We start from the raw sequence: 22,764 nt of genomic DNA, 5'->3' as shown, positions 1-22,764 counted from the left end.
GCTCTATACTTTCTAAAGTTGGTGAGAAATTACCGACATCTTTTTTAGTGAAAATAATGGAGAAGACACCTTGATTCCCTTTAGAATTAAGTCGTTGAAAACTAATCAAAAGGAGAAACTCAAGATGTCCTATCATAACTATTCAATTTAATTCTTTGGATTTGTTTCACCAACATTAGTTGATAAAGAGTCATTTTTCTTCTTTTGTTGGCATTCTTGGCAAACACCATGAAAGGTCAGTCGGTGATCTTTCACGATAAAATGGTAACGCTGCTCGATGACTTGTTCCACATCGCCTAATAAATCATCTTCTACTTCTTCGATATTACCGCATTCTAAACATAATAGATGGTGGTGGAAATGTTTGGCTCCTTCTTTACGCAAATCATAACGAGCTAATCCGTCATTGAAACTTACCTTATCTACGACTTTTAAGTCAGTTAAAATTTCTAATGTACGATAAACAGTTGCCAAACCAATTTCCGGGCTTTTCTGTTTTACTAGAAAGTAAATTTCTTCTGCCGATAAATGGTCTTTCTCATTTTCAAGTAGCACCAAAACAGTTGCTTCTCGTTGAGGCGTCAGTTTAAAGCCAGATTCATGCAATTGTTGTTTTGTTTTCTTTAAAGCAGCAGTAGAATCCATAAAGCCAGCCCCTTAATTATAATCATTTTAATCTAAGAATATATTTTCTTTCACTAAATTATAATAAGTATAAAATAACTCTTAAAATTTTGCAAGTGATTCTCAATTAGAATGAAAAAACAATTATTTTTCTGGTTGCTCTTCTTTCAAAGTGGTAAATCCTGTCCCCTGAGTGATTTTTCCTTGCTTCAACAGATTACCAATTGCGCGCTTAAACTGAGATTTGCTGATGCCGAAAGTCTGCTTGATTTCTTCAGGATTTGATTTATCAGTGAACGGAATTTTATGATCAGCTGATCGTTCTAAAAAAGTTAAGATCATTGCCGCATCATCACTGATTGCTTCGTAACCACGGGGTTTTAAAGAAATATTCAAGGTCCCATCTGGACGCACACCGATCACACGACCGTTCACTCTTTCGCCCAAACGAGGTTCTTGATAGCGTTCAGAAGGATGAATAAACGCACTATAAAAATCATCCGTTAAAATAAAAGAACCAACCATTTTTAAACGATACACAATGCCACTGATATTTTCATTTTTTAACTCTTCTGTTCCAGGTTTAGCCATAGCTTTAAAGATTTTTTCATCAGCTAACTCACCCCAGATTCGTTCTTTGTTATCAACTTTTAAAGTAATCATCAGCTGATCGCCTTTTTTTGGCCATAATTCACGCATTACAGGCAGTTCATCTAAAGAAACAACCACATCCTTGTCTTTTAAACCGATGTCCACAAAGGCGCCTAAATCACGTCTTGTACCCGTCACTGTTCCAAATGCATATTGCCCGATTCGAGCGGTCGGGATGATCGTTGTCATCTCAGGTTCCTGTTTTTGATTCATATAGCCGAAGCCTTCTACTGCTTCACCAATCTCATGTGTACCTTCTTCTTTAGATAACCGCAAAGTAATACCATTTTTTTGTAAAAAGTAGTGACTATCATTTTCATCAATCACTAACGCTGTAAAAATTTGTGCTAATAATTCGTTCATAATTCTCTCCTTCTGGCACTTAGCCTAAAAAAATACGTAATAATGCAATCGTAACAATTCCTACTACAACTGTTTTCATTAAATCTTTTGTACGAATAGCAACAAGTAAGGTAGGAATACAACTTAACGCTTCTAACATTTTTACTTTAGGAAAGCCTGTTGCCTGAACTTCTAAAATACTCTGAAATAAGAGTGCCGTCAAGATACAAATCGGAATATAAGATAAAAAGCGAAGAAACCATTCTGGAAAATCCACCCGTTTTGAAATCAAAAAAGGGAAAATCCTTGGAATCCAAGTGACGACCGAACACCCTAAAATCGTTAATAAGACATAATTGCTATTCATGATGATTCACCATCCCGACCATACAGCCTAAAATTGTAGCAAATAAAACAGAAAGTTCTGGCGAAAAAAAACCCATAAATAAGTATAAAGACAAACAAACAGTGCCTAAAACGAAAAAGGTTTCTTTCGTGCGTTCTTTTATTGGTCCATCGACTTGCAAAATAAACAACCCTGCGAACATTGCAACTAATGCAAAATCTAACCCTAATAGATAAGGATCTGGAATCCACGCACCTAACAAACCGCCAACAACAGTCGAAAGAACCCAAGCTAAATAAGCTGTGATATTCAACCCATGAGTCCACGCAGAACTGACCCGATGATCATTGGTCAAAGCGGTCATAAGCACACCATATGATTCATCTGTTAAAAGAGTTCCGATTCCAATACTCGTAATCAGAGGTTCTTGCTTAAAATACGAAGCCACTGACATACTCATCAAAAAGTGGCGTAAATTGACTAAAAATGTAGTAAAAATAATGGCTGAAATCGGTGACTGAATTGCCAACATGCCACAAATAATGAACTGTGCGCCACCAGCATAAACCAAAATCGACATCAAAGCGATCTCAATTAGTGATAATCCAACATTTTTCCCAACTACTCCTGCCGCAATACCAATACCCAAATAACCTAAAATGGTTGGTACACAGGCATTAACCCCTTCTTTAAACGTTAAATATTCCTTTTTCTCCATACTATTCTCCTTGTACCGAAATCAATTGTTTCCCCTCGTCTATTAGGATTTTAAAAGGTGTGGTACAAAAGAAAAAATCACTTTTGTTTCACCACACCCCTAGATACGAATAGTAATCTCTTGAAAAATAAGCTGAAATTCACAAAAACTTAAAGAACCATTTTTGTGAATCCCCTTCTTTTTATTTCCTGAGATTAGATGTTTCTATCCCAACCTTCCCCTTCATTTTTTGAAAAATTGGCAGTTATCTTCCGGCATTTCTTGAAGCATTCCCTTTAAACCAACCAGTTTTTGCATTGATTGTTACTAGATATTGATTATCTGATCCATATAGATTATAGTAGCCTTCACCATTTACAATTCTTGCGGGTTGTAAAGAATAGCCGCCAGCTGTAATATAACCACGTTCAATACACGTTGCAATTACTTTCTCTTGAACACCTGGTGCCCAACTCCATGCAGGATCACTCATATTACTCACATCATTTTCATTGACTGAGTATACTGGATCCGTATAAACACCTTGAGCATTTGGCGCTGAAAAAGTATTAGAATCTGGCTGTGTACCATTTGTTGTTTGCGTATTATTTCCTTGATAGTTAGTTCCTTGTGTTTCATTGGTTTGACGATCTACAATCGCTTGTTGCTGAGCAGCAATTGTCGCTTCTGTATCTTTCAATGACGTATCAGCTTTTACTAAAGCTTCATTCAATGGTTTACGTAATGTTTCACTTTGTACTTTATCTACTTCTGTTTTTGCAGCTGTATAGTTTTCTCTTGTCAAAGCGTCCGTCAACTCATTATTTTTATAAAACACATCAACTGCCGCTTTAGCTTTTTGTAACTGGTCATACTGGCTCATCGCTCGATCCGTTGCTTGATTAAGTAATTTATCAAAATCATCTTTTTCGTCACGTTTGGTAACATCAACTTTTTTGTCAGCTTTGATTGCTACATCTCTTAATTTGCTACCGTCAATGATCGGTTGCGCGAATAATTCGTTTACTTTTGTAATTGCATTCTGCTTATCTGTGACTTTTTTATAAAGTGACTCTAGATTTTTATAGCTGGGATCTTCTTTAAGTGTGTCTAAGTTTTCTTTGATAGCCTTTGGACTGATACTTACCATTTCTGGTTTAAGGAATAATTGTTTATCATCTGTAAAATAACTGTTTAACTCTTTTTCAGTTTGTTCAGCTAATTTTTCCTGTTTTTGCGTCACCTGACTATCTATCGAAGATTTCTTTTGGGTCTGACTATAAGCAAACCATGACCCTCCTGCAAGTACAACAACTGCCGCTAAAATGATCGACATTTTCTTATAGTTTTTAGTTATCGACGAGTTTGATGAGTCATTTGCTATTTCTTTTGGAGCAGATTCCTCGTTTTCATTTTTTTCAAAGTGGTTCTTAACCGTTTTGGTTTCTTCTGCATCTTTAAAGAAAATAGGTGCTGCATCCATTTCGATTTCTTCAGGTTTTTTGCTTTTGGATGGGATCTCAACCGTGTTACCAGGTAAAGCTTTAGGACCAATTGGCTTTGTTTTAGTTACTTGTTCCTCTGGTTTAGCGAATTTTGTGATTTCTTCTTTCGAAACCTTTTTCTTCGCTTGCTGATCTTCTTGATCTGGTGTTTCAGTCTCTTTATTATCTGATTCGTTCAACTTCACTTCATCTTGTCCTTTTTCTAATGATTTTGAATCTTTACCGGAAACTTCCGAATGATCCTCTATTTCTGGTTTGTCATCAGTTTCTTCCATCATTTTTGATTTTGATGGTGTTTTAACGATTGGTTTGTCATGTTTATGTTCGTTAATGTATTGGTTCAAAGCAGCGGTATTTAAAAGTTCATCTGACTCTTTCTCCAACGCAGTAACTTCTTTTTCAGTTAGTTCGCCCTTTTCTTCCGTTAGTGATATTTTTTCTTCTGATTTTTCTTCATCAACATTTCCAGATGGTTCACTCTTTTTTTCTGATGGTGGTTGTTCATTAAACATCGTCATCACATGTCCAATGCTCATGTCCTTTAATTCTGACCATTCGATGTTTTCATTTTTCTCTTTATTTAAAAAATCAGAAGTATCATCTACTGTTTCCTCTTTTGATTGCTCATCTGTAAAAGAATCACCACATTTGGGACAGACTTTTTCTTCATTATCTATTTCAGTTCCGCAACTCGGACATTGTTTCGTCATTTGTTCCGCCTCACATTCTACACATTCGTAAATCTAATCTACCATAAAATCGTGTTGGTTCCAATATGTACTCTCTAACTTTTTTGTTACGATTGTTTAAAAACAGCCCTTTCCGAAAGAAATCGAAAAGAGCTGTTCAAATTTTTAAGAAAAACTTATTATTCTAAAAAATCTTTTAATTGTTTAGATCGAGAAGGATGACGTAACTTGCGTAATGCTTTCGCTTCGATTTGACGAATCCGTTCGCGCGTTACTCCAAATACTTTCCCTACTTCTTCCAAAGTTCTCGTACGTCCATCATCTAAACCAAAACGTAAACGTAAAACATTCTCTTCACGGTCAGTTAGAGTGTCAAGTACATCTTCGAGTTGTTCTTTCAACAACTCATATGCAGCATGTTCAGCAGGACTTGTTGCATCTTGGTCTTCAATGAAGTCCCCAAGGTGAGAATCATCTTCTTCACCAATTGGTGTTTCCAATGAAACTGGCTCTTGAGCAATTTTCAAGATTTCGCGCACTTTTTCAGTTGGCAAGTCCATTTCAGCACCGATTTCTTCAGGCGTTGGTTCACGACCTAAATCTTGCAATAGTTGACGTTGGATACGGATCAATTTGTTGATTGTTTCAACCATATGAACAGGAATCCGAATTGTTCTCGCTTGGTCAGCGATCGCACGAGTAATTGCTTGACGAATCCACCAAGTAGCATAAGTCGAAAACTTAAACCCTTTACGATAATCGAATTTTTCAACAGCTTTCATTAGACCCATATTTCCTTCTTGAATCAAATCAAGGAATTGCATACCACGACCTACATAACGTTTTGCTATCGAAACAACTAAACGCAAATTCGCTTCAGCTAAACGTTGTTTGGCTTCTTGATCACCTTCTTCAATTTTTAGAGCTAATTCTACTTCTTCAGCTGCTGTTAATAATTGAACACGTCCGATTTCTTTAAGATACATACGAACAGGATCATTAATTTTAACACCAGTCGGGGCAGATAAATCTTCCATTTGGGCTTTCTCAGCAACTTTTGCGTCTTTTTTAAGACTATGTTCACTTGGATCACCATTTTCATCAACGACGCTAATGCCAGCGTCCTCAACTTTTTGGATTAGTTTTTCCATTTCATCGGCATTCAATGTAAACGGCGTTGCTAGTGTGTTTGTTAGATCATCATAAAAAACATTGCCTTTAGGCTTATTTTCTTTGATAAAGGCTGCCAATGCAGCTGCATATTTTTTTTCTGTTTCTTTTTCCATGAAAGAAGGCCCCCTTCATTTTTCCATTTAGCTAAATATATAAATAATAGTCATATACATTGTTTAAAAAAATTAAGACACTGTACGACTTTTTTGCAATTGTTTTACTAAGCTTACGACCTCGATGGCTAGTTCATCTACTAACTGTTTATTCCCAAGACGTTCTGCTTCTCTTTTTTGTAGTTGCTTTTCTTTGATCTGATCTTCCAGGCTGGAATTTTCGATTACTCTTATAACATCCGCCATTTCACGATCAGAGCTTTCCTCTGAAATTGACTGCAAAGAAATGTCAATCGCCAATTTTTTTATCGTTTCTTCTTTTAGATAATCAATAAAGTCAGCAAGTAAAAACTCAGAATGAATACTCATATAACTATCTAATAACAAGTAAAGTTCTTGATATTGATCATGAGCAAAACTAAATTTGGGCATCTGAATCAGTTGATTTCTAACACTTTGCTCATTCATCAATCGATAAAGCAATGTACGTTCTGCTTTTTCTACTTGTGTCAATGGCAGTTTATTTTGAACTGAAGATACAGTAACCTCTTCGAACATTTCTGGCGGTTCCAACAGATCATCCATCTCATACGCTTGTGACGACCGTGCTGTTTGTTGCTGACGTTCCCTTCTTCTAGCAGAACGTTGTTGCGTTTCTAATTGCTTTAACTGTTCTTCCAAAGAATGAAAGGATAGCTGAAATTCTTGAGCCAATTGATTTAAATAGCGATCTCGCTCTAATGGCGACTGTACTAATATCAATTCTTGTAGTAAATCATTCACATAATCTAGCTGTTCTTTTTCATTATTCATATTTCTCGTCAAACGATGATACTGCATCTTGAAACTAAAAACCGTTTCTCGACCATGCATTGCCAATTCACGAAATGATTCGTTACCATATTTTCTTAAATACTCATCCGGATCTAATTTTTCTGGAATACTAACAACGCTTAACTGAAAACGGCTGTGCTCACTTAATAAAGAAATCGCACGGTTTGTCGCTTCTATCCCAGCGGTATCTCCATCATAGCAAATTACCAGCTCTTTAGCTGCTCGTTCAAGTTTTCTGATCTGCTCATTGGTCAAGCTAGTTCCCATTGAAGCAACACCGCTTGTGATACCTGCCTGCCAAGCAGCTATTACATCCATAAAACCTTCAAATAAAAAGACCGTATTCTCTTTGCGAATCTCTTTACGTGCTTTATCGAAGTTAAACAATGTATCTCTTTTATTAAACAAGACCGTCTCCGGACTATTTAAATATTTGGGCATATCCTCACCCGGAAAATCTTCTGTTTTAAGCAATCGTCCTGAAAAAGCAATCACATTTCCGCGATCATCACTAATTGGAAACATGACACGTTGGTAAAAACGATCCAAAAATTCACCATTATCTCTTTGAATAAACAATCCGGATTCTTTAGATAATTCTTCTACTACTTCTTCATTTTGGAATACTTGACTTAAGAAATCACGTTTTTGAGGGGCAAATCCGATTTTAAATGTCTCAATGAGTTCTTTGGTCAACCCTCGCTCTAATAAATAATTCAACGCCGGTTCACCAATTTGTGTATTCATTAACACATGATGGTATAGATCCGCTGCTTTCTTATGCAATTCCATTAGTTTTCGATTTTGCGAATTCTCCGTTGAGTCAAACTCCGCCGAATTGACCCAGTCGATATTGACGGGTATCTGTTCTAATTCAGCCACTCTTTTTACGGATTCCGGGAAATTAATCCCTTCTATTTCCTGCAGAAAATTAAAAACAGTTCCACCTTTTCCGCAGCCAAAACAATGAAAAATTTGTTTGTCTTCTGCTACTGAAAATGAAGGGGAACGTTCTTCATGAAACGGACATAAACCCATGTAATTCTTGCCGGATTTTTTCAATTGAACATATTGTCCAACCACGTCGACAATGTTCGTACGTTGCCTTACTTCCTCGATAACTTCTTGAGGAATTCTTTGTGCCACTGTTCTCACCTCCAAAAATAGCTAAAAGCTAATTTATGTGATAGTCAGTAAAAAAGCACTGAAACCTTCAGCGCGACTTTCAAAAGACACAATTACACATACTCAATTGTATCATACTAAACATAATTTTCAAGTAAATTGCACTTTTATTATCATAAAAGGATAACTTCACCAGATAAAGTTAACATAATATAATTATAGTAACTTAAAATTGTTATAAAAAATAAAAAAACAGAGCAATATCCTCCGCTTTTTCATCAAATAATAAAAAAAACTAAACTTATTTTTTAACTTAATTAAGATTATCCTGATTTTTAGTATCTTGCGCTGTCCACAACTCTTTAACCACAGGAATGTTTCCAAGTTCAGTCATGTTGCTTGGTAAAATAACTGTATTTGTTTCACTTCTTACAACTTGTTTAAATGCTTCTATGCCTAAATAAGCCAAGGCTTGTTCATTTAAATCACTTTCTTTGATTGCTTGATTCAAAGCCAAAATACGTTGTCTTTCTGCTTCTGTTGTTATACGGATTCGTTGTGCTTCAGCATCAGCATCAATTTTTGTTCGTTCTGCTCTGGCCTCTGCATCAATTTTTGTTTGTTTCGCTCTGGCTTCAGCATCAATTTGCATTTGCGAAGCATTCGCTTCAGAGTCTAAAATAATCGATTGTTTTCTACCCTCTGAAATTGTGATTGTCGATTCTTTATCTCGGCTTGCAGTAATCAATTTATTCATTGAATTTACAATTTCATCAGAGACAGAAATTTCACCAATATTGATACGGTCAATTGATAATCCGTAACCTGCTGTAATGTCTTTTACGCTTTCAAATAAACTTACGTTAATTTCTTCCGTTCCATTAAGTACTTCATTCAAATCCATTTTCCCGATGATTCCACGTAGATTTGACTGGCAATCTTGAATCATAGATGTAACAGAATCTTCGTTATCGTAAACAAATGCACGTACATCTGTCACATGATATTTGATCGCTTCATCTACTTCTACAATTACATTATCACGCGTGATAACGCTTTGAGATTCAATTTCTAAAGGGGTTTGTTTTAAAGACACGCGCCCTCTTACTTTGTATAACACAGGAATCAGAAAATGAAGACCAGGATCAATCGTTTTAACATATTTACCAAAACTTTCAACGATTTTCACTTCACCTTGCTGGACAATGATCACCATTTTTGAAATAAGAACTAAAATTAAAACTAAAACAATAATAAAAACTAGAATATTAAGGATTATCAATATAATTCACATCACTTTCGAATAAATAGTTGTTTACAGTTACAAATAATTCAGTACTAGAAAAATCAACGACTTCTAACATCGCCCCCTTTTCAGGGATACCGTTTATTACACGATACATGTATGGACTGCCGTATATTCGGACAACACCGTTAAAATTATCTGTTTGGGACCGAAAACATTTTCCGATAGCCTTGCGCATTTGATATTCTCCGCTCATAAATACCCCTCCCTATTTTTCACACTTTTTTCTCCATTTTAAAGATCTTTGATTGTTTTACCTGCCCGTTTCATTTGGAAAAGACCAATCATGATCCGAACAATAATATTAATAAGCATCATTACTGCAAAAATCGGTAATGTCTGCTGATTTAAAAAGCTTACTTCTAAAATACTATGGAACAACATTGCAGCGACATAAATACCGCCAACCGTTGTAACAGCTAGAAAAACTCTTAATGGGTTAAATGGTAAACATGCACGAACAACTGCCATACAACTGATACCAATCAATAAGTAATACATCAATGTCGTTGTCTCCATTTGAGAGAATCCTTGGTTTTGCCCCATCAAATAAACCGCAACAATATTCAACACCACTAAAATCGCATTAACAGATGCATTTCTCAATGCTGTCGGTAAGAATTTACCGCGTACTTTTCGCTTATCACTTTCAAATGATAAGAAGAATGCTGGATATCCTTCAATCGCTAGATCAATCAAGGTAATTTGAATTGGAATGAAAGGAAAGGCAATCGTCGTAAATAAACAAATCATCGATAAAATAAATGAATAAATCGTTTTGATAAAGAACACGCTCGCAACTTTTGTGACATTATTCACCACACGTCGACCTTCAAATAAAACATCCGGTAATGTCGTGAAATCAGAATCTAATAAAACTAAATTTGAAATCTGTCTAGTTGCACCATCACCTTCTGCCATCGCAATACTACAGTCGGCTTCTCGTAATGCTAAAACATCATTAACCCCATCACCTGTCATCGCAACAACATGATCATGATCTTTTAATTCGCGAACGATCGTCCGTTTTTGTTGCGGCGTTACTCGGCCAAAAACAGTATAGTTATGAACCGCTTTACGCACGTCTTCTTCTGTTTCCATCGTTGACATATCAACATAAGACTCGTAGCCGAATAGTCCAGCGCGACGGGCGATATTCGACACGGTAACTGGGTTATCTCCAGAAATGACTTTTAGATCGATCCCTTCTTCACGTAAATACGCTAACGTTTCATTGGCGTTTTGACGAATTGGATCATCGATTTCTAAAACAGCTAATGGTTCTAAATAGGGCATCTTTTCTTCATCTAATGGCGTGTTTTCCGCAATTGCCAACATCAATACACGATACCCATTTTCTTGCGCTTCAATAACTTCTTTCGGTAAACGCTCCGCTGCAACCAATTTTTCAGGTGCTCCAAGATAAACGGTTCCTAATTCATTAAACTCAATCGCTCCCCATTTTCTTTCAGATGAGAACGGTAACGTTTTAATTGCTCCAAAGCGATTGGAAAGTTCAAAGTAATCACGAATTGCTTGCATCGTAATATTGTTATCTGTACTTTCAGCTAGATAACTACCGATGATTTGCGGGAAATTTTCATGATAGTTCGCATGTGAAATTTCAACTTTTTGAACTTTCATTTTCCCTTCTGTGATTGTTCCAGTCTTATCTAGACAAAGCGTATCAACATGAGCTAATGTTTCGATTGAATACATATCTTGAACAAGAATACGTTTTTTGGCTAATTTTACAACACCTGTTGTTAACGTGATACTAATCAAAAGAACCAAACCTTTTGGTAACATTCCAAGTAAGGCCGCAGCCGATGCAACTACTGAAGCTTCTATACCAGAATCACGAATCATGAAACCTTCTAAAAATAAAATGATCCCCAACGGAATGATGACTAAACTCGTGAATTTAGAAACTTTTCTGATCGAATTGACTAACTCAGATTGGATCGGTTTATGCACTTTGGCTTCTGCAGTAATTTTGACTGCGTAATTATCTGCCCCAACATGGATCACTTTTCCGTATACTTGGCCACTTGCTAGAAAACTACCCGATAATAAAATATCTCCCTCTGTTTTCTCGATCAAATCTGATTCACCAGTCAACAAGGCTTCATTGGCTTCCGCTTGCCCATCTAACACTTCCATATCAGAAGGAACTTGTTCCCCAGCAGAAATCACAACGATATCATCTATCACTAATTCTTTTGTATCGATTTCAACCTGTTTACCATCACGAATAACATGAACGCTTTCTTTAGCTACGATCGATAATTTCTGTACTAAATTTCTAGCATGGATTTCTTGATAGATCCCCATCCCCATATTTACTAATATAATGGCTAAAAATGCTAAATTGGAATAAGCCCCAACAAAAAACAGACAAAGTGCGATTCCAAAGTTCAAAAAGTTAAACAATGTCATGACGTTATCATAAATAATGTCTTTCGTTGATTTAGCGACATTTTCCTCATAGTCATTTTGTAACCCTTGCTTTTTTCGTTCCTCTACCTCTAATTGAGTCAATCCTTGTTTTTGATCAAACTTATTTGTCATGGACTTGGTTCCCTACTTTCTCCTTGTTAAAAATACATCTTCTTTAGTTTACTTGTTAATAGAAAGAACTTCAAGAAAATCCTTAAGAATTTCTGTTTCTAAAAAACATTCTGAATAAAAGATGGTTTAGTATAAAATTCATCTTGGAATTAATTTATCTCTTATAGGATTAAATTTATATACATTTATAGAAAAAACGGTTAATCTCTTCTGTAAATATCTCGTGTATAAACTTTTCCAGAAACATCACTTAGCTTTTCTTCAAACCGATTTGCCACAATGAGTGTTGAGAGATTTTTAAATGTTGATAGTTCATTTTCGATTTGTATTCCCAAAAAAGAATCACTGTCAATGCTTGGCTCGTAAATAATGATTTTTATCCCATTTGCTTTTAGTTGTCGTATTATATCTTGGATTGAAGAACATCGAACATTATCCGAATTCATTTTCATTATTAATCTGTAGATACCTACTATTTCTGGTTTTTTTTCTAGTATTTGTTTTACAATAAACTGCTTTCGTGTTTTATTAGCTGATACTATAGCTGTTATCAAGTTATTGGGGATTTGACTATAATTGGCCGATAGTTGTTTTGTATCCTTAGGTAAGCAATAACCTCCATATCCAAACGAAGGATTATTATAGTAATTTCCAATTCTGTGATCACAAGAAATCCCCTCAATGATTTGTTGTGTATCCAACTCTTTAATTTCAGCAAATGTATCTAGCTCGTTAAAATAAGCAATACGTAGAGCGAGATATGTATTAGAGAACAGTTTGATTGCCTCGGCCTCGGTTGAACCAGTTAATAATGTTTGGACATTCTTATTTCTCGTATTTTTCAAAAACAACTCTGATATTTCTTTGCCACGTTTAGATTTTTCACCTATTACAATACGGGAAGGACTTAAGTTATCTTCTAATGCTTTTCCTTCTCGCAGAAATTCTGGAGAAAATATTATATTTTGTGTAGAAAGTTTTGCTTTCAATTTTTCAGTATAACCAACTGGAATTGTTGATTTAATAATAAATACTACATTTTTATTAATTTCCAGACCTTTTACAACAGCCTCTTCAACTGAAGAAGTATTAAAATAATTTGTTTTTTCATCATAATCTGTTGGTGTTGAAATAATGCAATAATCAGCATCTATCAAAGCATCATTGAAATTAGAAGTAAATTGAATATTCACTTGTTTGTCATTTAGAAATCGTTTGATTTCCATATCATCAATTGGAGAAATTCCTAGATTCAACTGATCAACTTTTTCTGGTAATATATCATAAGCTTTTACTTTGTCGCTTTGTCCTAATAAAAACGTATTCGCTAAGCCTACATAACCTAAACCTAAAACAGTAATATTTTTCATTTTCAATCACTCCATCTATTTTATCAAATACACTATAAACAATTCCTGTATATAGCCTAAATTGCATCTAAGGAAATACTTCGAATTAGATTCTTGATTTTCGGACGATCATAATTTATTTTTCAATTTTTTTTAGCCATGTCGATATTTTCGTTTTGTAACAAAAAAATGCTAGCTTGTTCAAAAATACTCTAACTATTTTCCATTTGTGCCATAATAATGCAACAGTTTCTTCTTTAACAGCACCTAGACGTTCTTTTTCATGATCACATCCTTGACCGATATGACAATTTGAGAATTCCGTAATATTTGAAATAATCCATTCTATTTCTTTCAAAAATATCATGTCATATAATGAGATGCGGTTACTTTTGAACGAGATTCCACCAATCAAAGTAATTTGACCGATTTTTGGGTAACTAGCTGATAATAATAACGTTTCAAAAAAAATAATTTCACCTTCTTTTATAATTTGAAGAATAATGACCCTATTAGAAGCATTTTTTTTAAGTGATTTGAAATATTTTACGATATTTCCTTCGAATGAAAATTTATGTTTTGCACAATTTATTAGGAATAATTCGCAAATACGTTCTAAATTTACATCAGATATTAGTTCCAATTCATCAGCTTTAAAAATATAGCCTTCTGAATCAAATCTATTCCTCATGGATCTGTTCTTTTTTCTTCTTTTCTTTGAAAAATTTAATTGATAATCCTCAAAATCACCTGTAGATCTCCATGTCCAGGTAGGTGCAGTGTCAATATAAAGACACTCTTTAAGATAAAATCTTTCTAACAAGTGACTTTCTCTAATCCCTTTTATCAAAATATTTTTTACTGATAACACCTCACAGATATTTTCAAATGCTACGTTCAAAGTATGAACTATCTCCTTGTTATCCGTATCTTTAAAATCAAGAGCCAGTATAAATGGCTCTTGCAAGACTAAAGGAATTCCAAATGATATAATACTTTGGGTTAAACACATAAATTTAATCTTTCTCTTTGTAAAAATCCCTCCTAAAATAGGTGAATTATTCTTAAGAATTAATAAAACAAACATTTTATCTGCTTTTCCTGTTTCTTGAATACAGTCAGTATGATATTGAGCAGATATAGGGTAGGCAAGCTTATTCCACTTTTCTTTAAAGGGTTCCTCTGTCACTCTTCCCCACTCGTAATTGAGCATTTGCTTCACATCCCGCCTTTAATTTTCTTTTTTTAAAAGTGTATTTTGGTCGTGGAATAAGAACCATTTTCCATTTTCAAAATAAAAAATAATGTATAGTAGATAGTAAATTTTATAAGGGGTTCCGTCTGATGATAAATCCGAATATGTTATCTTTGCTGAGGCTCTACCAATATTTGAAAATTCAGAAATTTCAGTTATTTCATAATGTAAAGACCACTCATCATCTGAAAACCACTTATTATGAAAATCAATTATTTTCTTATCACCCTCTATTAATTCTCCATTAGGTAAAATCAATAATATATTACCATCTCGTTTAATTATTTTTTTTAATAGTTCCAAATTTCTTTCTGTTATAGCATTAAAATATAATGATACGATATTTTTAAAATCCATTAGATTCAGCTCCTTTTTAACAATAATATCACTATTAGAAAATAAAATCAGACTTTTATTTTTTTCATCCTTTTGACATAAATATTAGTAAACACTATATATTTTAATAGTCCTCATTTTCTTTATGATTAATTTCAGAATAAATAAGTCTAGCTTTTCCACCGTTATTTTTAGGAATGAAATCAGATGCTACTATTTCCAATTCATAATAGTTTTTTACATAATCAGAAAAATATATTCTTATAAACGCCTCAATTTTATTATGATCAACTGATTCATGTAATGGGACATAATAAATTGTAATTACATGACAACTATTTTGATGAATATAAACTTCTCTTACATCAGTTAATTGAGCTGCTAAATGTAGAACTGTTGGACTATATATCTTTTCTCCAGATTGTAAAATAAGACAATCTTCTATCCTTCCATCTGTTAATTGAAGTGTTTTAAACGTTCTACCACATGAACAACTATCCGATTTTAAAATACCTCTATCTCCAATTGAATATCTTACTAATGGCATAGCTTTCTCAAAGAAAGACGTAACTATAATATTACCTTCAAAACCATCTTCTACCTTCTTACCATCGTCATCGACAATCTCAACAATAATTCGGTCTTCAACGACATGATGTTTATGTTCAGAGCATTCAAAAGTAATACTCAAAGTTTCATATGCAGAATAATCATCAAATATTTCTACTCCTAATCTTTTTTGAATAAACCCCCTATGACTCTCTGTTAGTTTTTCAGATTCCGTAAAAATAATTTTCAAATTAGTTCTTATTTGAGCAAGCTCTTCTTGGGTTGAAGCAGCAATTAGATCTCTAAAGTAAACTGGGTAACCAACTATACCATCAGGTTTTTTTAATAATAATTCTTTTTTTATTTTTCCAATTGAACTAGAGGCTGGAATTACATCTCTCCTGAATAAACCAAGTCGTTCAAATCTTCTTTTTTTTAATTCCATAGGTCTAATATGTGATAAATAGAAAAATGGATTATATATTCCAGTTGCTAAGACTCTTCTGACACCAATTGCAGTATGATAATCATAGCATTTTTTATCATGAATTATTTCTATGGGCTCTCCTGTAGAACCACTTGTTTTAAATGAAAGAAAATCATCTTTCAAATAAATATTTTGGAACTGTTTAATTCCATTTTTTCTCAATTCTGTTTTGCTTATTATCGGCAAATATTGCAATTCTTCTAATGAGTTTAATTCCTTTTTATAACTATTTTTGAAATAGAATGGAACATTGGTACTGGCATCTTTCAAAAAACGATTTATATATTTTAACTGCTTTTTTTCAATTTTTTTACGAGAGTCTTTTTGCCGATACATTCCTAAAATCACATAATAAACTTGTCTAATAAACATAGTTGTCCTCCTTTTTTTCAAATATTCTCATACATATAAAAAGATACATTGTTGTAAGATATTCTGCCGTTATCAATGAAAAAAAAGCAGCCCTTTCTTCAAAAATCGGAAGAGTGAAAAAAGCAATTAAAATACATCCCATCAACCCACATATGCTACCAATCATTGGATGAAATAAAAAATGTGTGCGTGTTGCTTCAAAGTACACAAGCATGAATTCATTGATTCCATTTATAGCTACTAAAAGTATCAGCAAAACTAATAGGCAAAAGAACTTATCTTGAGAGTAGAACAATACGCTTACCGCCACTAATAATAAAAAAGTACTACTCATAGCTAGAATCATAAACCTGTTACTATATTTTCCAATAATAGACGAGCCAGGCCGATGTCTGAATTTCGTCATCAATGGAAAAATCAACATTAAAATATAATCCCAAAAAGCTAGAAAAAATGAGTAGATTGATAATATATAGTTATAAAATCCAGCAATTTCTAATAGACCATAGAAATTAAGGGCAAGGTTGATTCCACTAAAACATGCATTTCCCAATATGCTGCTCACTCCCATTATGGTAGACTCTTTAACGATCATCTTTATAGAAATAATTGATGGTTTAAACAAATTTTTTATTTTGTATTTTCCAATAAAACGTCTAGTTACAAATAAATTGAGTAAAAAGAAAAAGATGAACTGTATGATAATGACAGTTATTGGAGATACTTTGTTATTAAAACAAATTATTGAGAGAGCAATAATGAAACTTCCTGAAACTAACGAAATCATATAATCATAATTTTCTTTCTTGAGCGACCTACCAATCGATTGTAACGTAATAACATACCCATAATTTAACGTCTGAAAAATGATACATACATCAAGTAAATCTAGTTCGATAGCGAAAATAGGTAAAATTAATATAGTGGAAATACTGGTGCCAATAATAAAAATCAAACAAACAATAAAAATAGGTGCCAATATGGAAAAAACATCCTTTTTATAAATTGTAAATAATTTTGCACTGCACTTGCTAACACCTATAGTCAAAAATGGTTGTAAAATCAACCAAATACCAATTTTTGAAGAATATTTTCCATATAGAACGATTCCCCATGAATGAATCAAAACAGCATTTAAAATAAGAAATGCTGTTCTACAATAAATTCTAGAAACAACTAGTATAAAATATGCCTTAACTTTTGAATTCCTTAATTTCATAATTTTTCCTTATTTTTTTTATAACCTTATCAAAGGGAACATAAGCAACAATAAATGCCAATATAAAGTGGATAACTATAAAACCATATGCTTCATATTTTGTTGGAAAGTGACCAATACGTACTTTTATATGAGAAGCCCATGTCCAAATATCAGGAATCGTTTTCCATTGCGGATCAGTATGATTATTTACCGTCAAGAATGCCAAGTCTTCTATACCAGAAAGCATAATCAAAAGTAAAAAAAGCGCCAATTTTATTGTACTTACCGTTGTTCCTCCGCCCATTCTGAAAGCAAAAACTAAAAATAAAATTATATAAGGAACTTCCATCAAAGTGTAATAATATACTAATTGAAAATCATCGAGGTAAAAAAATATTTTTGGAATAAATACCGCAAAATAAATAAGAAATGCTATAAGAAAAGTAGGAAACAATAATTTCGTTCTAATAAGATAGTCTTTCTCAAAAAAAGCAATTGTTACTGAAGCAAATATAAACGGTAACAATTTGAATAGAAATATCCAAAGATTCGTAACTTCTCTTTCTTGTGGTAAAAAGAAAATTGCGTATACTCCTGTTAATATGGCTAGTATTCCAGCAATAATCATTATTTTGTCCTTCTTCTTCATTATTTTCTCCAATCTTTTTCTTTATTTTTAAATACTGTAGCTATAAATTTTCTTGTTGTTCCATCTCAACTTGAATTGAATTAGTTATTAAACTCAAGAGTTCCCTAACTTTTTCAAGAGATGAATGTTCTAGAAAGTTATAGCCTAATTTCTGGTTAGATTGAGTAAAAGAATGGATATTATCGCCTACATTTTTGAAAAGTTCAACTTTAAAAAACGCAGGGTGCTCTTTTATAATGTCCAGACCACTGATTTGTTTCAATCGTCCATTACTACTAGTAGATATAACCCAAAGGGCTGCATAGTTAATTAGTTGATTACTTTCTTTTTGCCAAATGTTTTTTCCCGCAACTAGATCAAGATTCAATTTATAGGTGTCTATATTATGACTGAATTTGACTAGAGATGGCATACCGTTTCCTGCTAATCTTGCACCTAATTCAATCATGTAAATAGAATTTTCTTTCAATATAAAATCAAAGTTGACTGGTCCATCTTTAATATCAAATACCTTACATAGATTATCTAAAGTTGTTCTAATTCTAATTTCTACATCTTCATTTAGTGGTGCTGGTACCAGGTGTTGAATGGTTATGAAGTGTGGTTGTCCAGTATTCTTTTTTTCACTTATAATTCCTGATATTGTTTCACCCTTATACCTGAACCATTCTGCTGAGTAATGTTCGCCTTCAATATATTTTTCAACAATTATACTATTTGAATAAGAGTTCTCAACCGCATCTATAAAGCTCACTTTCAATTTTTCAAGAGAGTTAACAAAAGATATTCCTTTGCTCCCAGATGAGTCTACTGGTTTAATCATTATTGGATAACCTATGGTTTTAGATGCTTTTTCTAGTTCACAGAATTTTTTACTAACACAAAATTCTGGGATATCAACATTTAGCTTTTTTATATTTTCTAAGAAGTAGCCCTTATCTGATGATGCTAATATAGATTTCAAAGATGGCTTCCAATGCGTATTAAAATGTTCTGATAACGCATAGACAGAAATACTTGATGCATCCGAAGCAGGAGAAATAATACAATCAACAGCTTCATCTCCCAATGCCTCTATTATTCCCTGATAATTTCTTGTAGATAAATGAATAAATCTATCTGTTATATTTCTACAATACGCTTGCGGATTAACATCCACTCCATAAACAATATAATTCTCTCTTTTAGCTGTTTCATACATTTGTTTCTGGTCTTGTCCAGCGCCTAAAATAAGAACTTTTTTTTTCATGATTTCAGCCTCCTTCTCGATGTTATTTTCCTCCTCTTTTTTAGTTTTTAATATTTGTTTCCTTGATAAACACATTCTTTTTCCAATCGTTGTTTTGATTGGAATACTTCAAGTATTGATCTGAAATAATTTTTGAAAAGAAATGAGAGAATGATAATAAACTGACAAACAGTAGGAAAATTGTGTTATTTATTTTCTGATTGAAATAAAAATGCACCCACATTCCTATAAATACTAGTGAATTTAGAAGAAAAAGATACAATGATAGATTTAGTGATTGACTAGAATAACCAAAAAATAGTTCATTTGAATGACTTAGCATTTTTCTGAATTTCCAATTTGTTTTGCCATTCATTCTAGGGTGATGTTCTACTTCAACCATGGCGTATTTTAAAGTAACTAAAGGAACTGTTGCGATAAAATATAATGTTCTAGCAGGATAATTTATTACTTTTTTTGCTATGTCAGTTTTAACAAGTCTAAAGACAGACGCTCCTTTTGGTAGCTTGATTTTAAAAATATTTGTTGCAATTGATTGCTGTATTTTCGAGCCAATCACCCTATAGTAATGATCACTTCTTTTCGTCCTAATCCCAAAAACAATATCATTTCCTTCATCAGCTTTTTTAATAAGTTTCTCTGTCTCTTCCGGCGGAAATTGTAGATCAGCATCATATTGTATGCACCACTCATAGGATGCGGATAGAAAGCCATACCTGAATGCACATTCCAAACCAAAATTTTTAGTAAACGAGATATACTTAACATGTCTATCCTCTTTTGCTAATTGTTTCATTTCCATCAATGAGTTATCTGTACTACCATCGTCGATAAAAATAATTTCGTAATCATCGTATTTATCGAGTACTCTTGTAATCCTCTGATATGCAATAGCAATATTCTTTTCTTCATTAAGACATGGTATAATCGCTGAAATTTTCATTTTTTATCCTCTAAATTAATTTTTTTACCCAGGTATCAGGTGTTTTTTCATTCAAAATTTCTATTTGGTGTCGATAATCAAATTCTTTGACCCCCATAATTTCTATATGAGTAATCATTTTTTTTAAGCTTGCTCTTAAAGATACTTTTGTTTCATATTCTAGATATTTCTTCGCTTTATCAGACGAGCACGTCGCATATTTTACTTCTTGAGGTCTGCCTTTAGAAAAAATCGGTTCTAATTTAAACTCAAGCAATTCTGAGATTGTCTTAGCTAAGTCCAGTATAGTGGTAAACTCTTCATCCGGTCCTATATTAAATACTTCATTTTTTATATTGTCATCTAAACCCAATCTCACTAAGCAGTGGATACAATCATCAATATCGCTGAAACATCTCAACTGATCACCTTCTCCGTAGACAATAGGTTGCTGTCCTTTTAGCATCCTATTTATAAAAATACTAGCTACATTTCTATAAGGATCTGAATAATTTTGCTTTGGACCGATAATATTATGTGGAACTGCAATATTGTATTCTATGCCATGGATCTCACACAAGTTTCTTACTAGTAGTTCTGAAGCATACTTAGCTATTCCATAAGGATCTATAGGTTCTGGTAAGTAACTTTCCTTAAATGGAATCTGATTGTTTCCATAACGAGCCATTGAGGAACAAAAAATAAATCTTTTTACCCTATGTTTAATAGAAGCGCTAAGCATTCCAGTGGTAGCAGTAACAATATTTTTATTAATTAAGTGTGGAGAAAAAACACTTAGTCCCTCATATGCCAATGCTGCACAATGATACACATAATCCACATTTTCTAATAAAAAATCATACTCTTCTATATCATTACAGTCTGCTTCTTTAAAAATGACTTCTTTTGGAATGTTATATTCATAACCTGAAGAAAGATTATCAATTCCAAGTACCGTAAATCCTCTAACTAAAAATTCTTCTGCTAAGTGACTTCCAAGAAAACCTGCTACACCTGAAATAAAAACTTTTTTTTTCAATTTACTTCACTTCCTTTTTTTTGTACGATATACTTGATTAGTCAGCTCAAATGACATTTTCTGATTCAGTACCGATTATTTCCCAAATTCTAATAGAACATCTCATAGGATTTGTCCTCCTTTTAGTTTGATTTTGCGTTTCCTTAGTGAAGTATATAATAAAAAAAGTAAATGTTTTTTTATTTACACTATAGTGGAATTTGGAGGGGATATACTTGAAAGATACACACAGGAGAACGGGAGAAAATATGGAAATGTATGGGAAAACCATACATTCTATAAGAAAATCAAGAGGGTTGACTTTAAGGGAAATGGCCAGTAATAATATTTCTGTTTCATTCTTATCAAAATTTGAAAATGGTGATTCTGATATTACACTTAACAAATTTGAGAAGTTACTAAAAAAACTCAATATCAATTTTGAAGAATTTTTTCAAATACACCATGGTGAAATTGGTCATCAAAACAATTTTTTGATTTCTTTAAGAGATTGCATCTTGACATCCAATAAGCGCGGTTTAGCTCAGCTGCTATCACAAGAAAGAATGTTGTATAATGATACTAAAGTAAGTTCCACAAAAATGAATGAATGTCTAATTCGTATTCATTATGCTAAGATGAACAATCAAAATAGCGAAGTTAGTAAATATGGTGAAATGATTTGGTCTTATATAATCAAGCAAGATCATTGGTATCATTACGATGTTTTTTTATTTAATAACGCAATGTTTGCCTTTACTGAGGATCAAGTTTTCTTATTTTCAAAAAAGTTTTTGTCTAAACTTCCTCATTTTAAAAAAAATATTAAAACTCATTATGAAGGGGTTTTAATGTATTTAAATCTAATTATCTTTTTTTTGGATAAAAATGAACAAAATTTATCAAAACTATTCATTGATGAAGCTTCTAATCTTATAGTTAATTCTGAATATTTTTACGAAATGAATAAACTTAATTTTCTTAAAGGTATTTGGGAAATTAAGTTTGCTGACTATGAAAAAGGCCTTTCTGTAGCCAATAGTGCAATTGACTTGTTAAATCATTTCGAACAAACTAAAAGTGCCTTTGCACATAAGTTATTTTTGAATGAAGTATTAAATAGTTAAGGAGGAATCAAGCGTGGGATTAGAAGATTTAGTACTCAATAAGGTCTTTACTTGGAGAGAAGGCAAAGACAATAAACTTTTTATTTACTACAATAAAAAACAGGTGATGATTCTTAAAGGATTTGATGCCAGTAGTTTATTGGCAGATCTTTATGAAGCATCGAAGGAAGAAGAACAGTATTTACTTGCTCGAATTACTGGGAATTTTAAACGTGGAAATGAGCGATTAGCCAAAGAAAATCTCAAAAAATATCGATAACATACTCACAAACAG

21 protein-coding genes are annotated in these 22,764 nt (G+C 33.0%); 2 read left to right on the top strand and 19 right to left on the bottom strand.

The features are described from left to right. Positions 1–147 precede the first annotated feature (147 nt). The 19 genes from fur to AC4BBR_RS07765 all read right to left on the bottom strand — a co-directional run bounded on the left by fur (position 148) and on the right by AC4BBR_RS07765 (position 21,384). Positions 148–645: a ferric iron uptake transcriptional regulator gene (gene fur / locus AC4BBR_RS07855; RefSeq protein ID WP_490461980.1), complete on the bottom strand. Its 498-nt coding sequence runs from the start codon at positions 643–645 to the stop codon at positions 148–150. Positions 646–768: 123 nt separating this feature from the next. Further along, positions 769–1,638, bottom strand: coding sequence for a CvfB family protein (locus AC4BBR_RS07850; RefSeq protein ID WP_490461979.1), 870 nt, complete (start codon positions 1,636–1,638; stop codon positions 769–771). A 19-nt stretch (positions 1,639–1,657) separates the two neighbouring features. After that, positions 1,658–1,984: an AzlD domain-containing protein gene (locus AC4BBR_RS07845; protein ID WP_490461978.1), complete on the bottom strand. Its 327-nt coding sequence runs from the start codon at positions 1,982–1,984 to the stop codon at positions 1,658–1,660. Beyond that, entirely contained in the window at positions 1,977–2,681 is a 705-nt protein-coding gene (locus AC4BBR_RS07840; protein ID WP_490461977.1) for an AzlC family ABC transporter permease, read from the bottom strand. The genes AC4BBR_RS07845 and AC4BBR_RS07840 overlap by 8 nt, the downstream gene beginning before the upstream one ends. Before the next feature lie 244 nt (positions 2,682–2,925). After that, complete coding sequence (locus AC4BBR_RS07835; protein ID WP_490461976.1) at positions 2,926–4,875, bottom strand: cell division site-positioning protein MapZ family protein; 1,950 nt, start codon at positions 4,873–4,875, stop codon at positions 2,926–2,928. 158 nt (positions 4,876–5,033) lie between these two features. Beyond that, positions 5,034–6,140 carry an RNA polymerase sigma factor RpoD gene (gene rpoD, locus AC4BBR_RS07830; RefSeq protein ID WP_010764887.1) on the bottom strand — a complete coding sequence of 369 codons (1,107 nt, stop codon included), beginning with the start codon at positions 6,138–6,140 and terminating at the stop codon, positions 5,034–5,036. A 72-nt stretch (positions 6,141–6,212) separates the two neighbouring features. Continuing rightward, positions 6,213–8,120 (bottom strand): DNA primase, encoded by a 1,908-nt coding sequence (gene dnaG, locus AC4BBR_RS07825; RefSeq protein ID WP_490461975.1) that lies wholly within the window; start codon positions 8,118–8,120, stop codon positions 6,213–6,215. 292 nt (positions 8,121–8,412) lie between these two features. Beyond that, positions 8,413–9,315, bottom strand: a complete 903-nt coding sequence (locus tag AC4BBR_RS07820) for an SPFH domain-containing protein (protein WP_490462088.1) — start codon at positions 9,313–9,315, stop codon at positions 8,413–8,415. A gap of 52 nt (positions 9,316–9,367) precedes the next feature. Beyond that, positions 9,368–9,601 carry a hypothetical protein gene (locus tag AC4BBR_RS07815; protein ID WP_490461974.1) on the bottom strand — a complete coding sequence of 78 codons (234 nt, stop codon included), beginning with the start codon at positions 9,599–9,601 and terminating at the stop codon, positions 9,368–9,370. A gap of 38 nt (positions 9,602–9,639) precedes the next feature. Continuing rightward, on the bottom strand, positions 9,640–11,976 hold the full coding sequence (locus AC4BBR_RS07810) for a cation-translocating P-type ATPase (protein ID WP_490461973.1): 2,337 nt from the start codon (positions 11,974–11,976) through the stop codon (positions 9,640–9,642). 200 nt (positions 11,977–12,176) lie between these two features. Next, the gene (locus AC4BBR_RS07805) at positions 12,177–13,346 is read right to left on the bottom strand and encodes a nucleotide sugar dehydrogenase (RefSeq protein WP_490461972.1); all 1,170 of its coding nucleotides are present in this window, start codon (positions 13,344–13,346) and stop codon (positions 12,177–12,179) included. Positions 13,347–13,461: 115 nt separating this feature from the next. Further along, positions 13,462–14,538, bottom strand: coding sequence for a hypothetical protein (locus tag AC4BBR_RS07800; RefSeq protein WP_490461971.1), 1,077 nt, complete (start codon positions 14,536–14,538; stop codon positions 13,462–13,464). Positions 14,539–14,556: 18 nt separating this feature from the next. After that, positions 14,557–14,937, bottom strand: a complete 381-nt coding sequence (locus AC4BBR_RS07795) for a Cif family virulence factor (protein ID WP_490461970.1) — start codon at positions 14,935–14,937, stop codon at positions 14,557–14,559. 103 nt (positions 14,938–15,040) lie between these two features. Next, positions 15,041–16,324, bottom strand: coding sequence for a phenylacetate--CoA ligase family protein (locus AC4BBR_RS07790; protein WP_490461969.1), 1,284 nt, complete (start codon positions 16,322–16,324; stop codon positions 15,041–15,043). After that, entirely contained in the window at positions 16,314–17,543 is a 1,230-nt protein-coding gene (locus tag AC4BBR_RS07785; RefSeq protein WP_490461968.1) for a hypothetical protein, read from the bottom strand. Before AC4BBR_RS07785 ends, AC4BBR_RS07790 begins: the two co-directional genes overlap by 11 nt. Further along, positions 17,518–18,174: a hypothetical protein gene (locus AC4BBR_RS07780; protein WP_490461967.1), complete on the bottom strand. Its 657-nt coding sequence runs from the start codon at positions 18,172–18,174 to the stop codon at positions 17,518–17,520. Before AC4BBR_RS07780 ends, AC4BBR_RS07785 begins: the two co-directional genes overlap by 26 nt. A gap of 40 nt (positions 18,175–18,214) precedes the next feature. Continuing rightward, a complete protein-coding gene (locus AC4BBR_RS07775) occupies positions 18,215–19,423 on the bottom strand; it encodes an ATP-grasp domain-containing protein (RefSeq protein WP_490461966.1) in 1,209 nt (402 codons plus the stop codon). A gap of 40 nt (positions 19,424–19,463) precedes the next feature. Further along, positions 19,464–20,366, bottom strand: coding sequence for a glycosyltransferase family 2 protein (locus AC4BBR_RS07770; protein WP_490461965.1), 903 nt, complete (start codon positions 20,364–20,366; stop codon positions 19,464–19,466). Positions 20,367–20,376: 10 nt separating this feature from the next. Further along, complete coding sequence (locus AC4BBR_RS07765) at positions 20,377–21,384, bottom strand: NAD-dependent epimerase/dehydratase family protein (protein ID WP_490461964.1); 1,008 nt, start codon at positions 21,382–21,384, stop codon at positions 20,377–20,379. Between the two features lie 215 nt (positions 21,385–21,599). Between AC4BBR_RS07765 and AC4BBR_RS07760 the strand changes: the two genes are divergently transcribed. Further along, complete coding sequence (locus AC4BBR_RS07760) at positions 21,600–22,490, top strand: helix-turn-helix domain-containing protein (protein WP_490461963.1); 891 nt, start codon at positions 21,600–21,602, stop codon at positions 22,488–22,490. A 13-nt stretch (positions 22,491–22,503) separates the two neighbouring features. Continuing rightward, the gene (locus tag AC4BBR_RS07755) at positions 22,504–22,749 is read left to right on the top strand and encodes a hypothetical protein (RefSeq protein WP_490461962.1); all 246 of its coding nucleotides are present in this window, start codon (positions 22,504–22,506) and stop codon (positions 22,747–22,749) included. Positions 22,750–22,764: the final 15 nt, after the last annotated feature.

The sequence above is a fragment of the Enterococcus sp. AMC1251 genome (genome assembly GCF_058216535.1).
The sequence above is the reverse complement of the archived record's forward strand: the minus strand, read 5'-3'. Positions and strand labels throughout refer to the sequence as shown.

Bases quoted from the DNA above. Each gene is read 5' to 3' on its own strand.
- fur (WP_490461980.1), bottom strand. From the start codon at position 645: ATGGATTCTACTGCTGCTTTAAAGAAAACAAAACAACAATTGCATGAA.
- AC4BBR_RS07850 (WP_490461979.1), bottom strand. From the start codon at position 1,638: ATGAACGAATTATTAGCACAAATTTTTACAGCGTTAGTGATTGATGAA.
- AC4BBR_RS07845 (WP_490461978.1), bottom strand. From the start codon at position 1,984: ATGAATAGCAATTATGTCTTATTAACGATTTTAGGGTGTTCGGTCGTC.
- AC4BBR_RS07840 (WP_490461977.1), bottom strand. From the start codon at position 2,681: ATGGAGAAAAAGGAATATTTAACGTTTAAAGAAGGGGTTAATGCCTGT.
- AC4BBR_RS07835 (WP_490461976.1), bottom strand. From the start codon at position 4,875: ATGACGAAACAATGTCCGAGTTGCGGAACTGAAATAGATAATGAAGAA.
- rpoD (WP_010764887.1), bottom strand. From the start codon at position 6,140: ATGGAAAAAGAAACAGAAAAAAAATATGCAGCTGCATTGGCAGCCTTT.
- AC4BBR_RS07820 (WP_490462088.1), bottom strand. From the start codon at position 9,315: ATGGTGATCATTGTCCAGCAAGGTGAAGTGAAAATCGTTGAAAGTTTT.
- AC4BBR_RS07815 (WP_490461974.1), bottom strand. From the start codon at position 9,601: ATGAGCGGAGAATATCAAATGCGCAAGGCTATCGGAAAATGTTTTCGG.
- AC4BBR_RS07810 (WP_490461973.1), bottom strand. From the start codon at position 11,976: ATGACAAATAAGTTTGATCAAAAACAAGGATTGACTCAATTAGAGGTA.
- AC4BBR_RS07805 (WP_490461972.1), bottom strand. From the start codon at position 13,346: ATGAAAAATATTACTGTTTTAGGTTTAGGTTATGTAGGCTTAGCGAAT.
- AC4BBR_RS07800 (WP_490461971.1), bottom strand. From the start codon at position 14,538: ATGCTCAATTACGAGTGGGGAAGAGTGACAGAGGAACCCTTTAAAGAA.
- AC4BBR_RS07795 (WP_490461970.1), bottom strand. From the start codon at position 14,937: ATGGATTTTAAAAATATCGTATCATTATATTTTAATGCTATAACAGAA.
- AC4BBR_RS07790 (WP_490461969.1), bottom strand. From the start codon at position 16,324: ATGTTTATTAGACAAGTTTATTATGTGATTTTAGGAATGTATCGGCAA.
- AC4BBR_RS07785 (WP_490461968.1), bottom strand. From the start codon at position 17,543: ATGAAATTAAGGAATTCAAAAGTTAAGGCATATTTTATACTAGTTGTT.
- AC4BBR_RS07780 (WP_490461967.1), bottom strand. From the start codon at position 18,174: ATGAAGAAGAAGGACAAAATAATGATTATTGCTGGAATACTAGCCATA.
- AC4BBR_RS07775 (WP_490461966.1), bottom strand. From the start codon at position 19,423: ATGAAAAAAAAAGTTCTTATTTTAGGCGCTGGACAAGACCAGAAACAA.
- AC4BBR_RS07770 (WP_490461965.1), bottom strand. From the start codon at position 20,366: ATGAAAATTTCAGCGATTATACCATGTCTTAATGAAGAAAAGAATATT.